The sequence below is a fragment of the Salinicola tamaricis genome, from assembly GCF_003006155.1.
Lineage (GTDB): Bacteria > Pseudomonadota > Gammaproteobacteria > Pseudomonadales > Halomonadaceae > Salinicola > Salinicola tamaricis.
On sequence record NZ_CP023559.1, the window covers coordinates 488428 to 501545 of the forward strand.

12 protein-coding genes, 2 pseudogenes and 1 riboswitch are annotated in these 13118 nt (G+C 65.7%); of the genes and pseudogenes, 4 read left to right on the forward strand and 10 right to left on the reverse strand.

Annotation, left to right across the window (positions count from 1 at the left end; translation table 11 throughout):
* Window positions 1-35 precede the first annotated feature (35 nt).
* Window positions 36-169: riboswitch (TPP riboswitch) on the forward strand.
* A gap of 215 nt (window positions 170-384) precedes the next feature.
* The 4 genes and pseudogenes from CN538_RS25860 to CN538_RS02190 all read left to right on the forward strand — a co-directional run bounded on the left by CN538_RS25860 (window position 385) and on the right by CN538_RS02190 (window position 3562).
* Window positions 385-951: a phosphomethylpyrimidine synthase ThiC gene (locus CN538_RS25860; protein WP_277985140.1), complete on the forward strand. Its 567-nt coding sequence runs from the start codon at window positions 385-387 to the stop codon at window positions 949-951.
* A gap of 29 nt (window positions 952-980) precedes the next feature.
* Window positions 981-1958: pseudogene (locus CN538_RS25865) on the forward strand (phosphomethylpyrimidine synthase ThiC); the annotation flags it as partial.
* A 42-nt stretch (window positions 1959-2000) separates the two neighbouring features.
* Window positions 2001-2129 carry a hypothetical protein gene (locus tag CN538_RS25870; RefSeq protein ID WP_277985078.1) on the forward strand — a complete coding sequence of 43 codons (129 nt, stop codon included), beginning with the start codon at window positions 2001-2003 and terminating at the stop codon, window positions 2127-2129.
* Window positions 2130-2309: 180 nt separating this feature from the next.
* Window positions 2310-3562 (forward strand): annotated as a pseudogene (locus tag CN538_RS02190) (dicarboxylate/amino acid:cation symporter).
* A 67-nt stretch (window positions 3563-3629) separates the two neighbouring features.
* On the opposite strand, the gene CN538_RS02195 reads toward CN538_RS02190, so the two are convergent.
* The 10 genes from CN538_RS02195 to CN538_RS20685 form a co-directional block, all read right to left on the reverse strand.
* Complete coding sequence (locus CN538_RS02195; RefSeq protein ID WP_106418413.1) at window positions 3630-3818, reverse strand: CsbD family protein; 189 nt, start codon at window positions 3816-3818, stop codon at window positions 3630-3632.
* A gap of 178 nt (window positions 3819-3996) precedes the next feature.
* Entirely contained in the window at window positions 3997-4275 is a 279-nt protein-coding gene (locus CN538_RS02200) for a peptidylprolyl isomerase (protein ID WP_035475297.1), read from the reverse strand.
* Between the two features lie 80 nt (window positions 4276-4355).
* On the reverse strand, window positions 4356-4664 hold the full coding sequence (locus CN538_RS02205) for a glutaredoxin family protein (protein ID WP_242495486.1): 309 nt from the start codon (window positions 4662-4664) through the stop codon (window positions 4356-4358).
* Window positions 4665-4816: 152 nt separating this feature from the next.
* On the reverse strand, window positions 4817-5359 hold the full coding sequence (locus CN538_RS02210) for an EF-hand domain-containing protein (protein ID WP_164999485.1): 543 nt from the start codon (window positions 5357-5359) through the stop codon (window positions 4817-4819).
* Between the two features lie 47 nt (window positions 5360-5406).
* Window positions 5407-6093, reverse strand: coding sequence for a transglutaminase-like cysteine peptidase (locus tag CN538_RS02215; RefSeq protein ID WP_106418416.1), 687 nt, complete (start codon window positions 6091-6093; stop codon window positions 5407-5409).
* A 63-nt stretch (window positions 6094-6156) separates the two neighbouring features.
* On the reverse strand, window positions 6157-8076 hold the full coding sequence (locus tag CN538_RS02220) for an EAL domain-containing protein (protein WP_106418417.1): 1920 nt from the start codon (window positions 8074-8076) through the stop codon (window positions 6157-6159).
* A 46-nt stretch (window positions 8077-8122) separates the two neighbouring features.
* Window positions 8123-9466 carry a TolC family outer membrane protein gene (locus CN538_RS02225; protein WP_106418418.1) on the reverse strand — a complete coding sequence of 448 codons (1344 nt, stop codon included), beginning with the start codon at window positions 9464-9466 and terminating at the stop codon, window positions 8123-8125.
* A 41-nt stretch (window positions 9467-9507) separates the two neighbouring features.
* Window positions 9508-10905, reverse strand: a complete 1398-nt coding sequence (locus tag CN538_RS02230) for an HlyD family type I secretion periplasmic adaptor subunit (RefSeq protein ID WP_207233598.1) — start codon at window positions 10903-10905, stop codon at window positions 9508-9510.
* The gene (locus tag CN538_RS20680; protein ID WP_207233599.1) at window positions 10895-11926 is read right to left on the reverse strand and encodes an ATP-binding cassette domain-containing protein; all 1032 of its coding nucleotides are present in this window, start codon (window positions 11924-11926) and stop codon (window positions 10895-10897) included. The genes CN538_RS02230 and CN538_RS20680 overlap by 11 nt, the downstream gene beginning before the upstream one ends.
* Window positions 11914-12849, reverse strand: coding sequence for an ABC transporter transmembrane domain-containing protein (locus tag CN538_RS20685; protein ID WP_207233600.1), 936 nt, complete (start codon window positions 12847-12849; stop codon window positions 11914-11916). Before CN538_RS20685 ends, CN538_RS20680 begins: the two co-directional genes overlap by 13 nt.
* Between the last annotated feature and the right edge of the window lie 269 nt (window positions 12850-13118).

The following is a 13118-nucleotide window of genomic DNA, read 5'->3' on the forward strand; positions in this document are numbered from 1 at the left end:
ATGTCTGCGTCCGGCCACTCGCCGGGCGCCGGCATCGACGCTTGACGGGGTGCCGGTGGAACCGGCTGAGATCGTCCTGCGCTGCGCCCTCTCCGGGCCCGGCGCCACGGCGGATCCCGACGAACCTGATCCGGCTAGTACCGGCGTAGGGATCAAGCGGAGGTCGGTGCTCTCGGTCCACGCCCTCGGTCCGCGCTCACGCCCCACCCAACCTCCCCCCGCCTACGCTGTGCGCCGGCCTGACTTGAGTCATGCACTGGAGCACGCTCGACATGAATCCCCCAGTTCCTCGGATACGGCCAGGGTCGACAGCGCCGCCATCGCCCCGCTGCCCGCCTCGACCAAGATCTACGTCGCGGCTCACGCCCGGACATTCGCGTGCCAATGCGCGAGATCGCGCTGTCACCGACACCGACCCGCGACGGCTTCGCGCCCAATGCCCCGCTCGCGGTCTATGATACCTCCGGCCCCTATACCGATCCGGAGATCCAAATCGATATTCGTCGCGGGCTGCCGGAGGTACGCCGCGCCTGGATCGACGAGCGCGGCGATACCGAGTGGCTCGACGGCCCCAGCTCCACCTTCGGGCGCCGCCGCGCCGAGGACCCGCGGCTCTCGACCCTGCGCTTTCAGCTCGCACGCACCCCGCGCCGCGCCCGCCCGGGTGCCAACGTGACCCAGCTCCACTACGCCCGCCGCGGCATCGTCACGCCGGAGATGGAGTTCATCGCCATTCGCGAGAACCAGCGCCGGCGCGAAAGCCAGGGCGAGGCAGCCGACCCCAGCCTGGATCACCAGCACCCCGGCGAGGCGTTCGGTGCCCACCTACCGGCGGAGATCACCCCGGAGTTCGTGCGCCAGGAGGTGGCCGCCGGGCGCGCCATCATCCCCGCCAACATCAATCACCCGGAGAGCGAGCCGATGATCATCGGGCGTGTAACTTCCTGGTGAAGATCAACGGCAACCTGGGCAACTCGGCGGTGACCTCGTCGATCGAGGAGGAGGTCGACAAGATGACCTGGGGCATCCGCTGGGGTGCCGATACCATCATGGATCTCTCCACCGGCAGAACATCCACGAGACCCGCGAATGGATCCTGCGCAACTCACCGGTACCGATCGGCACCGTGCCCATCTACCAGGCGCTGGAAAAGGTCGATGGCGTGGCCGAGAACCTGACCTGGGAGATTTCCGCGACACCCTGATCGAGCAGGCGGAACAGGGCGTGGACTACTTCACCATTCACGCCGGCGTGCGCCTGCATCACGTGCCGCTGACGCCAGGCGCGTCACCGGCATCGTCTCCGCGGCGGTTCGATCATGGCCAAGTGGTGCCTGCATCACCATCAGGAGAGCTTCCTCTATTACCCACTTCGAAGAGATCTGCGCGATCATGCAGGCGTACGAGTCGCCTTCTCGCTGGGCGACGGTCTACGCCCGGGATCGATCGCCGATGCCAACGATGCCGCCAGTTCGCCGAACTGGAGACCCTGGGCGAGCTCACCAAGATCGCCTGGCAGCACGACGTCCAGGTGTGACGAGGGCCCCGGCCACGTGCCGATGCAACTGATCAAGGAGAACATGGACAAGCAGCTCGCTGCTGTGAAGGCGCCGTTCTACACCCTGGGCCGCTGACCACCGATATCGCCCCGGGCTACGACCACATCACTCCGGCATCGGTGCTGCACAGATCGGCTGGTACGGCTGCGCCATCTGCTATGTCACACCAAGGAGCATCTGGGCTACCCAACAAGGATGACGTCAAGACCGGCATCATCACCTACAAGATCGCCGCCCACGCCGCCGACCTGGCCAAGGGTCATCCCGGAGCCCAGCGCCGCGACAACGCGCTCTCCAAGGCGCGGCTCGAGTTCGCTGGGAGGATCAGTTCAATCTCGGCCTCGACCCGGACACGGCACGGGCCTTCCACGACGAGACGCTGCCCAAGGCATCCGCCAAGGTGGCGCATTTCTGCTCCATGTGCGGGCCCAAGTTCTGCTCGATGAAGATCACCCAGGAGGTGCGCGAGCGCTTCGGTGAACAGGCGTCACCCGCCGAGCGCGATGCCGGCCTGCAGGCCCAGGCGGAACGCTTCCAGCGGGAAGGTGGCGAGCTCTACCGCGAAGTGTGACGCCATCCCTGCTGCCGCGCGCCGTGCGGCGCGTGGCGGCAGTGGGCGCCATACGCGACTTTGGTCGTAATCGGGTTATAGCGTATCCCGGTTGTGAATGGGCGGATCGCAAACGCCCGCGGGATGGGTAGAATGCGCGCTTTTGCCCCCGGCAATCTGGCCTGCGCAAGGAGCCCGTGAATGACAACGAACAACGCCCGCCCCAATCTGTGGCGACGCATCCCGCTGTGGCAGAAGATCATCGCCGGCCTGCTGCTGGGTATCCTCGCCGGCGCCCTGATGGGCAAGGACGCCAGTCTGTTCAAGCCGCTCGGCGACATCTTCATCAACGGCATCAAGATGCTGATCGTACCCCTGGTGTTCTCCACCCTGGTGGTGGGGATCACCGGCATGCGCGATCCGCAGAAGATGGGCCGCGTGGGGGCCCGCACCATCGCCCTTTATCTGATCACCACCGCTTTCGCCATCGCCATCGGCCTGGTCGCGGCGACGCTGTTCCAGCCGGGGGTCGGCGCCGACGCCTCGATGAGCGCCCCACAGCAGGCGGGCGAGGCGCCCTCGCTGATCGACATCCTGGTCGGCCTGGTGCCCAACAACCCGCTGCAGGCGATGATCGAAGGCAACATCCTGCAGATCATTATCTTCGCCATCGGCCTGGGCATCTCGCTGATGCTGATCGGTGACAAGGGCGAACCGGTGGTGCGGGTGTTCGAGAGCTTCGCCGAGGCGATGTACAAGCTGACCGCGATCGTCATGGCGTTCGCGCCGATCGGCGTGTTCGGCCTGATCGCCAACGTCTCGGGGCAGTACGGGCTGGACGTGCTGCTGCCGCTGGCCAAGGTGATCGGCGTGGTCTATCTGGCCTGCGTGGTGCACGTGCTGGTGGTCTACAGCGGCCTGATCGCGCTGCTCGGCCGGCTCAATCCGAGCCGCTACCTGCGCGGTATCGTCGACGCCCTGGTGGTGGCGTTCTCCTCGGCTTCGTCGTCGTCGGCACCCTGCCGGTCTCGATTCGCTGCGCGCAGAAGAACCTTGGCGTCTCCGAAGGCGTCTCCAGCTTCGTGCTGCCGGTGGGTGCCACCATCAACATGGACGGCACCGCCATCTATCAGGGGGTGGCGGCACTGTTCGTCGCCCAGCTGGTGGGTGTGGATCTGTCGATGACCGATTACGGCATGATCATTCTCACCGGCACCCTGGCTTCGATCGGCACCGCCGGGGTGCCCGGCGCGGGGCTGATCATGCTGTCGATCGTGCTGGCCCAGATCGGTCTGCCGTTGGAGGCGATCGGCGTGGTTGCCGGGGTCGATCGTATCCTCGACATGGCACGTACCAGCGTCAATGTGGCCGGCGACCTGATGGTCACCACGCTGGTCGGCAAGAGCGAAAAGGAGCTGGACCTGGCCATCTACAACAGCGACAACCGCGTCTGAGGCAGCCCGTCGGACATAAACGCAACGGCCCCGACAGATGTCGGGGCCGTGCTGATGACGGGTCGGATCAGTGACGCGGTTTGGCGGCGTCCTTGAGATCGCCCTTGGCGGACTTGAGATGCCCCTTGGACTGCTGGGCCTTACCCTTGCCCTCCAGCTCGCGATCCTTGGTCGCCTTGCCGGCCACTTCCTTGACCTTGCCGGCGACCTTGTCGACGGTACCTTCCGCCTTGTCGGCTTTCGAACGTTGAGTCATGACATTCACCTCGCTGACGTGGAACTTCCCTTTCACGCCGCGAGCAGCGACTCACTCGCTGCCTCGCGCTCTCTGAAGATAGTCCGATCTGGCCGTCATCAAGGTGAAATGCGCGTAACGTTTTGTGCCGCCCCGTCGCCGCCGGGAGACTCACATCCCCCGGCGGCGCGCGCCGTGCTCAGCCGCGCGAGGTGACTTCCAGCAGGTGATAACCGAACTGAGTCTTGACCGGGCCGTGGACTTCGTTGAGGGCGCCGTTGAAGACGACCTCGTCGAACTCCTTGACCATCTGGCCGCGGCCGAAGGTACCCAGTTCGCCACCCTGGCGGCCGGAGGGGCACTTGGAGTGCTGGCGGGCGACCTCGGCGAAGTCGCTACCGGCTTCGATCTGCTGCTTGAGCTCGAGACACTGCTGCTCGCTGTCGACGAGAATGTGGCGGGCGCTGGCCTGTGCCATGCGGTCACTCCTGAGACGATGAATGAAGATCGCTCATTTTACGGAAAGCCGAGGCGCCGCGTCACCGCCCGATTGCCCTCTCAGTGGCCGAAACGCTGCTCGAGGTAACGATTGATATCCGCCGACTCGTACATCCACTCGATATGGCCATCCTCGTGGGCGATACGCAGACACGGCACCATGCCGCGCCCGCCGCCGGCGATCAGATCGCGTCGGTGGTCGGGATCGCGCTGAATGTCGCGCAGCTCGATCGGCAGGTTCAGGCGTTCGATCTGGTTGCGTACGCGCACGCAGAAGGGGCAGCGCTGGAAGTGGTAGAGCGCCAGTTGCGCCACGGCCTCGTTCACTGCCGCCTGGTCTTGTGCCGAGCGTGTCATCGTTGCAGACATGGGTTGTAGCCACCTCCTGATCCATTCGCGCATCGTTTTTCCCATCGCTGACCGGCCTCTTAAGATGAGCCCGTCCTACGACAGCGTAGCCGCTGACGACCTACCTGCGACAGCTCTCTTGCACGCCACTGGCGATCGGACCCGGATCGGGATCAGTTGGCACTGCCGCTGGCGGCGCCCTCATCCATGCCGGCTGCCGCGTCATCGTCCATCAGCACCGGCACCTCGATGGGCGCATTGTCCGGCACGCTGATGGTCGCCGGCGTCGGCGCATCGCTCGGCGCCGGATGGTAACGCTGGGACGGTGGCTCCGGCGGCAGGCGGTAGCTGTCATCCACCACCGGTTGGGTGGTGCGCAGATCATTGGGCAGCGTCAGCGTCGACTGCACCAGCGGCGAAGCGAACTGGGCCCGGAACTCCTGGCGTGACAGGTGGCCGTCACCGTTGAGATCGAGTGTATGCCAGTTGCCGCCGAGCCCCAGCGGTTCGACGTCGAGCGGCGTCAGATAGCCCTTGCCATCATGATCCGCGGCATCGAACAGCTGGTCGGCGCTCACCGGCACCGGCCCCTGTATCGAAGGGCGTTCGACCACCACGTCGTGGCCAACCTGCGGTGACGCGCAGGCGCTCAGCAAGCCCGCGGTAGAGAGCAATGCCAGGCTGGCCCAGCACGACCGATTCGTTCCCTTGTTCATCTTTTTCTTCCTCGAAACATCCGATGACATTGGCGCCAGGTGAGTGATCACTGCCGCGGATCGCGCAGCGTGCCCCGCTCCAGACGCTGCTGCCAGTTCTGCCACAGGCTCAGGCGGCTGGCATCGCCGACCTCGCGCCCGCCCCCACCGAGTTTGCTGATCCACAGATGACTACCGTTGAAGCTGTAGATCGGTAGCAGATCGTTACGCTGCGATGCCGGCTCGATCCGCTTATCGATATTGTCGAGTACCACCGGCGGCGTGGTCGATGTCGGTGCCCAGGTCACGACCATGTGGAACTGGTCGTAGGGGATGTACTTGACGTAGTGCAGCCGCAACTGGTCTTCCGGTACCCCCAGCTCGCGCAGGGTCAGGTATTTGGCCATGGCGAAGTCTTCGCAGTCTCCGGCGCCCACGCCCAGAAACTCGAACGGCGTGGCCCAGTAGTCCTTGACGTGCCAGACATCGATATCATCGACGAAGCGCAGCTGATTGAAGAAATCGTTGACGCCCTTGAGCTGCACCTCGATCGATCGCCCCTGCAGCCGGTCGATCAGCACCGGCCACTGCTGGATACGCTGCCAGCCGGCCGCGCCGTAGAGTCTGACGACCTCCGACTGCGGCGGCAGCCGCGGCAACGCCTCGACCGCGGCCTGACCACCGAGCAGCGCTACCAAGCATAACCCTGCCAGCCAGGCGCCCCCACCGACGCCCCAGCGGCGTGCACGGGACATGCCTCGGCAGCACCGCCTGCTGCGAAGGCGGCGCCACGCCGCCATCCATTGGGTGCCCACGCCTCAGGCCAGCGCGAGCGGTGCGGTCGGCGCCAGGTACCCCTGGTAGCCGTCGGCCCCCACCTCGCTGACCCGCTGACGCTGCTCGTCGGACTCGACGCGGGTCACGATAACCCGCGACTCCACCTGATGTGCGGCCATGCACAGACTGCGCAGGAACTCGGTATCGACCTCGTCGCGCACGAAGAAGCCCTGATCGATCTTGACGTAGTCAGGACGCAACCGCGACAGATAGGCCATCGCCTGGAGGTTGCGTGCGAAGCGATCGACCCCGCAGCGCGCGCCCAGCCGATGGGCGAGGCGGAATAGCTGCTGCACCGTGTCGAGATGCTCCAGGGCGATCTCTTCGCTCACCTCCAGGTCGAGCATCGCGGCGAGCCGTGTATGCGTCTCGAGCCAGGCGACCAGCGCGCGATAGGCCTCGGGCTCCGCCAGCGAATCGGCGGTGAGATTGACCGCCAGGCGTCCGCTGACCTTGCCAGCCAGGCCGTCAAGGGTATCGAGCACGCTACGGTCGAGCCGGGCGCCCAGACGAAAGTGATTGAGCACAGGCAAGAACACATAGGCCGGATGCTGCTTGTCGCCTTCGTTGAGACGCACGAACACTTCTCGATGCAGTTCGCTGCCATCGGCCAGCAGTACCGGCTGTGCCACCAGGCTCAGGTCGCGCTCGACCAGCGCACGCTCGATCACCTGACGCCACTCCTGACGGCCACGCGCGGCCAGCGTATTCTCCGGGCGCACCACCACCCAGCGCTGGCCCAGCTCGATCGCATCACGCAGGGCACTGTCGGCGCGGGCCAGCACACCCTCGCGGTTCATGCCGGCATCGCGCAGCACTACTCCCGCCCGGGTATAGTGCTGGCGGGTCTCGGCAAGCGGGTTGGCATCGACCAGATCATCCACCCGGTCGAGCGTGTCCGCCAGCCAGCGCTCGCGCACGTCGTCATCGCAGTCGGGGAGCACCAGCGCGAACTCCTCGGCGGAAAGGCGTGCAGCCTGCACTTCACGGCCGCCCAATTGGGCGCCCTTGAGGCCTTGCCCGATCGCCCGGATCGCCTGATCCCGCGCCTCGAAGCCGTCGCGGCGGTAGAGCTCCTGGAGATGATCGATACGCAGAATCACCAGCGCCCCTCCCTCGGGGGCCGATAGCCACTCATCGAGCACCCGGGTCAGATAGGCACGATTGCCGAGCTGCGAGACTGCATCCTGCTCGATCATGCGCTGCAGCCGCACCACCTGCTCGGCCTGCTGGTCGAACTGCTGGTTGAGACGCTCCCCGAGCCGGTTGACCGCCTCGGTGATGCCGCGCAGCTCTTGGATACGGCTGGGCGCCAGTGGCTCGTCGAAACCGTCGATCTGCATGTCGGAGATGCGCCGCGACAGCCGATTGAGCGGTCCCAGCAGCCGCTTGAAGCCGATCACACAGAGCACCACCACACCGAGCATGCCGATCGCCAGCCAGCTCAACAGGCTCAGCGCCAGCGACCACAGCTGATCGTAGGCACCGGCGCTTTCGGAGACCACGCGGATACTGCCCAGCGCCGACCAGCCACCGCTGATCTCACGCTCGCTGATGGCATTGGGCAGCGCCACCGCATGCTGGAACCAGGCCGGCGTGGTGCTGATCCGCTCCGAGGTGATCACCAGCGGCTGATCGCGCCCCACGGCCTCCAGCCGCAGCTCGCGCACCGCGCCGCCATCGGCAGCAGCGCGCATCAGGGTTTCCGCACTGGTCCAGTCGCCGATCTCGACGAACGGCACCAGCGACAGACTCAGCGCCTGGGCCAGATTGTCGACGTCGGCCTGCTGGCGTTCGGCCAGCGAAGCGCGGGTCTGATGGACTTCGATGGCGAAGATGCCCGCCGAGAACAGCAACAACAACCCCACCATGATGGCGACCGAGCGCCGAAACAGGCTCATGGCATTGTCTCCTTACTCAACCCTGAGGTGCTCAACCCTAGAGTATTCAACCCTGGGGCCCAGACTGGATGGTGCTCGGATAGCGCTCCCCGGCATCGGCGATCAGGCCGACATCCACCTGGAGTGTATCGAGCAGCTGGCCGGTGGCGGCGAGCAGGCGATAGTTGGCACGGCGCAGTGAAAACTCGGCTTCCACCTGGGAGCGCTCGGCATCGTAGAGCTCGGTTTCGCTGTCGAGCATGTCGAGCAGCGTGCGCCGGCCGATGTCGAACTGCTTGCGATAGTTGACCCGAGTCTGCTGGCTGGCCTCGACGTGGCGGTTCAGAAACGGCAACTGGCTGGAGAGGTAGTCGCGGGCATTCCAGGCCAGGCGCAGCTCGTCGCGAATCTCGCGCAGCGAGCGATCACTGTCGTAGCGCACCGCACGCAGGGCGTCTTCGCGCGAGCGCATCTGGGCCAGATCGATACCACCACGATAGAGATTCCACGACATCACCAGGTCGGCGTTCCAGTCGTCGGCGCTGTCGCCCTGGAAGTCGTAATCGCGGCTGGCCAGGCGGCTCGCCTCGGCACGGAAGGTGGGCAGAAAATCGCCGCGCTCGGCGGCCACTTCGTGCTGGGCGGCGGCAATCGAGTGGGAAGCGGCGATGACCAGCGGGTTCTGCGCCGTGGCCATGGCCATGGCGGCGTCGAACGACTGCGGCACTCGGCTCATGTCGGCCGCCGGTGGCAGAGTCAGGTTGCGCGGCATCTCCCCTACATAGCGCAGAAATGCCGAGGTTGCGTCGTCGAGGTTGTTACGCGCAGCGATCAGGCTCGCCTGCGCCTGGGCCATGCGACCGTCCACCTGGATGGTGTCGGTGGCCGTGCCCGCGCCCAGATCGGAGCGGCGGCGAATATCGGCGGCGATACGCTGATGCGTATCGACGTTGCGCTGAGCCAGTTCCACCAGACGCTGGCTACGCAGTACGTCGAGATAGGCCTGGATCGTGGTCAGCCCGACCTGATTGGCCACCGCCGCCACCTGCCAGCGCTGATAATTGCTCTCTTCATCGGCCTGACGAATCCGCTCGATGGTGGTATTGCCATCCCAGATCAGCTGCGACAGCGTCAGCTGTGCACGCCGGTAGCTGTGCGCGTCGCTATCGCGAGAGACGCCGCTGGTCTCGCTCTCGTTGGCGCCATACCCGACACGCCCCTCGAGGCTCAGCGACGGCAGATAGGCGCCGCGCTGAGCCCGTGCGTCGTCGAGGTTCTGCTGGTAGCGCGCCATCTCGGTGCGGGTGGTGGGGTACTGCATGACCGCTTGGGTCACGGCTTCGGTCAGGCTCTGCGCCTGCACGCTGCCCGCCAGCGCGGCTACCCCGACGCCTAGGATCCATTGCCTCATGATTCATGTCTCTCTGTCGTGATGTTCCCTGCCCGGTGCTCTCAGCGTTCGCGCATGGCGCTCTGCTGGGCCCGCAGAATCGGCTTGAGCAGATACTGCAGAATGGTCTGGCGGCCGGTGATGATGTCCACCGTGGCCTGCATACCGGGGATGATCGCCAGGTCGTCGCTGTTCTTGCCGAGATGATTGCTGTCGGTGCGTACGGTGACCACGTAGTAGGTATTGCCCTTGTCGTCCTCCTCGGTGTCCGGACTGATCCGCAACACCTTGCCCTTGAGCCCGCCGTAGATGGTGAAATCGTAAGCCGAGAGCTTGACCGTGGCCGGCTGACCCGGCTGGATGAAACCGATGTCGCGCGGCGCCACCTTGGCTTCGACCAGCAGGTTGTCCTCGATCGGCACGATCTGCATCAGACTGGCACCGGGATCGATCACCCCGCCGATGGTATTGACGTTGATCGACTGCACCTTGCCACGCACCGGTGAGGTGATCAGGGTACGATCGACCCGATCCTGCAGGCTGGCCCGCCCCTGCTGCAGGCTGTCGAGCTTGCCGCGCGCCTCGCTCAGGGCATCGGCGCTACGCGAGCGGAACTGCTGGGCCACGTCACGGCGCTTGCTGATCGCCTCCTGCAGCTCCGACTGCTTGGCCGGAATGGAGAGCTGCGCCGACTCCAGTTCGCCGCGCTGATCGTTGACCTGGCGCTGCAGGTTGAGCAGGTCCACCCGCGAGACCACCCCCTCCTTGACCAGCGGTGCCGTAATGCCGAGCTGCTGACGCGAGAGCTGATAGCTGCGCGATAGCGACTGCGCCTTGGAGCGCAGCTCCTGCAATTCCTGCTGGCGCTGTTCGATCTGCGCCGCGGCCTGGTCGAGCTGGGAGCGCAGGCTGCTGAGGCGTGCACTGTAGGCGTTCTCGGCGGCGGAGTAGATGTCCGGGTTGGCCTTCTGGAAGGTATCGCTGACCGGCAGCGGTTGGGTCGACACAGCAACCTGGTCGTGCCAGTCGTCGGCATTGGGCTTCACCGTCACCGAGGCCATCTCGGCCTGATACTGCGCCACCGTCGCCTGCAGGCCGGCCAGGGTCGACTCGCGTTCGGCGAGATCGGAGCTGGCGCGAGTCGGGTCGATGCGCGCCAGCGGCTGGCCGACATCGACGATATCTCCCTCCTGGACATAGATATCGCGCACGATACCGCCCTCGAGGTTCTGTATCGTCTGCAGCCGTGACGAGGGCACCACCTGCCCCATGCCGCGGGTCACCACCTCGATACTGGAAAGCCCCGCCCACACCAGAAAGGCGATGAAAAACGCCAGCAGCACCCAGATCAAGATGCGCGAGCGCCAGGGCGTGGCGAGCAGCGTCGCCGCGCTGGCGTCATCGGCCAGCTCCAGCTCCTGGGCCGTCGGTCGCGGCCACTTGAGTACCTTACCCGCCATGGCGCACCTCCGAAGCCCGCGCCGGCGCCACCTCGGACGGTGCCTGGACACGACCTTCATTGAGCGCCTTGAGCACCGTCGGCTTGGGTCCGTCGGCGATCACGCGGCCGCTGTCGAGCACGATGATGCGCTCGGCGACCTCGAGCATCGAACTCTTGTGGGTCACCAGCACCAATGTCTGGCTGCGCGGCAGATCGCGCAGCGTACGCCGCAGCAGTGCCTCGGCACGGTTGTCCATGTAGGAGCCGGGCTCGTCGAGCAACAGCAGTGCCGGGTTGCTGAGTATCGCGCGGGCCAGCAGCACCGACTGGCGCTGACCGCTCGACAGCAAGCGCCCGCCTTCACCGACCTGCCGGTCAAGGCCATCCGGATCGCGCCGGGTGAATTCGGAGACTCCGCTGATGTCGGCCGCGCGCTGGATCGCCTCGTCGCCGGCATAGGGCTGGCCGAGGATGATGTTGTCGCGGATCGAACCGAAGAACAGCGTGCTGTCCTGGCCGGCGAAGCCGATGTGCCGGCGCACGTCCGCCGGATGGATCTGGTTGATGTCGAGACCATCGATGCGCACGCTGCCCTCGGAAGCGCGATAGAGACCGCTCATCAGCCGCTGCACGGTACTCTTGCCCGCGCCCATGCGCCCAATGATCGCAACCCGCTCCCCCGGCTCAATGGTGAACGAGACGTCGCTGAGCACCTCGGGAGCCTCCTCGCCGTAGCGGAAGCCGACGTGATCGAACTCGATCCGCATGTTGAGGCGGTCGCGGTGGACATAGTTCTTCTCCGCCTCGACCTCATCGGGGAGCTGCATGATCTGGTCGATCGCCGCCATGGCACTGCGGGTCTGGCCGAACCGCGTGATCAGCAGCGCCATCTGCGCCAGCGGCTGCAGTGCGCGCCCGGTCAACATGACGCCGGCGATCAGGCCGCCCATCGAGAGTCTGCCTTCCCCGATCAAGTAGACGCCGAGCACCACCAGACACACCGTGGAGAGCTGGTTGACCGTGGTAGTCAGCGACGACACGAGGTCGAGAGATTGCGGCTCTTGACCCCCCATTTGGCGATCTCGCCGACGGCGCGCTCGTAGCGCCGCTGGGTCTCGCCCTGGGCGTTGGCGAGCTTGATGCTCTCCAACCCGGCCACGCTCTCGACCAGCCGTGCGTGCTTCTCGGTGGCCAGCCGCGAACCCAGCTCGATCGAGCGCTTCAGCGGCCACTGGATGGCGATCGCATAGCCGATCAGGATGATCAGCGCGACCAGCGGCACCAGGACCAGCGGCCCGCCGATGATCCACACCACCAGCAGGAACAGCAGCGCGAACGGCAGATCCACCAGGGTGGTCATGGTCATCGAGGTGAAGAAGTCGCGTACCGAATCGAACTCCTGCAGGTGCTTGACGAAGGCCCCGACAGAGACCGGGCGCGCATCCATGCGCAGGTTCATCACCTTGGCGAAGATCTTGGCCGACAGCAGCACCTCCGATTTCTTGCCGGCGGTGTCCAGAAACCAGGCGCGCACCTGGCGCATCAACAGGTCGAAGCCGACGATGATGCCCATGCCGGTGGCCAGCACCCACAGGGTATCGAAGGCCAGGTTGGGCACCACCTTGTCGTAGACGTTCATGGTGAACAGCGGCGCGGCGAGGGCAAACAGGTTGACCAGCAGCGACGCGATCAGGACGTCGCGATAGATCGGCGTGGAGAGCTTGAGCGTCGACCAGAACCAGTGGCCGTCGGCCAGCTTGACCGTCTCCGGCGCGCGCGCATCGAAACGGTGCTCGCGGCGCACGTAGATGATCTGGCCGGTGGCCTGTTCGCACAGCGAGGCCATATCGACCTCTTGGGTGCCATCCGCCTCGGGCAGGTAGACCGTCGCCTGCTGGCGCTCGGCATCGCGCTCGAGCAGCACCGCAGCACGGCGCCCCTGGAGCACGACGATACACGGCAACAGTGTCGGCGACCCGGTCGGGTCGCTGGCTGACGAGCTTGGCCGACAGCCCGGCGCGCTGCGCCGCACGCGGTACCAGCGACAGCGTCAGACGCCCTTCGTCCAGCGGCAATCCATCGCTGATCACATCGCCCGAGCGTGGCACACCGTGAAAGCGCGATAGGAACACGAGCGACCCCAGCAGCGGGTCGCTCTCCTTCTCGCCTAGCGGATCGGGACGAAGGGGTGTCGGTTCATCAACCAAACCTGTGCTCTCCTGTGATGCCTTG

Excerpts from the sequence above, each read along its gene's own strand:
- CN538_RS02215 (WP_106418416.1), bottom strand. The coding sequence starts at position 6,093 with ATGTCCCGTGCACGCCGCTGGGGCGTCGGTGGGGGCGCCTGGCTGGCA.
- CN538_RS02230 (WP_207233598.1), bottom strand. The coding sequence starts at position 10,905 with ATGGCGGGTAAGGTACTCAAGTGGCCGCGACCGACGGCCCAGGAGCTG.
- CN538_RS02200 (WP_035475297.1), bottom strand. The coding sequence starts at position 4,275 with ATGGCACAGGCCAGCGCCCGCCACATTCTCGTCGACAGCGAGCAGCAG.
- CN538_RS02225 (WP_106418418.1), bottom strand. The coding sequence starts at position 9,466 with ATGAGGCAATGGATCCTAGGCGTCGGGGTAGCCGCGCTGGCGGGCAGC.
- CN538_RS02205 (WP_242495486.1), bottom strand. The coding sequence starts at position 4,664 with ATGTCTGCAACGATGACACGCTCGGCACAAGACCAGGCGGCAGTGAAC.
- CN538_RS25870 (WP_277985078.1), top strand. The coding sequence starts at position 2,001 with ATGAAGATCACCCAGGAGGTGCGCGAGCGCTTCGGTGAACAGGCGTCA.
- CN538_RS02220 (WP_106418417.1), bottom strand. The coding sequence starts at position 8,076 with ATGAGCCTGTTTCGGCGCTCGGTCGCCATCATGGTGGGGTTGTTGTTG.
- CN538_RS02195 (WP_106418413.1), bottom strand. The coding sequence starts at position 3,818 with ATGACTCAACGTTCGAAAGCCGACAAGGCGGAAGGTACCGTCGACAAG.
- CN538_RS25860 (WP_277985140.1), top strand. The coding sequence starts at position 385 with ATGCGCGAGATCGCGCTGTCACCGACACCGACCCGCGACGGCTTCGCG.
- CN538_RS02210 (WP_164999485.1), bottom strand. The coding sequence starts at position 5,359 with ATGAACAAGGGAACGAATCGGTCGTGCTGGGCCAGCCTGGCATTGCTC.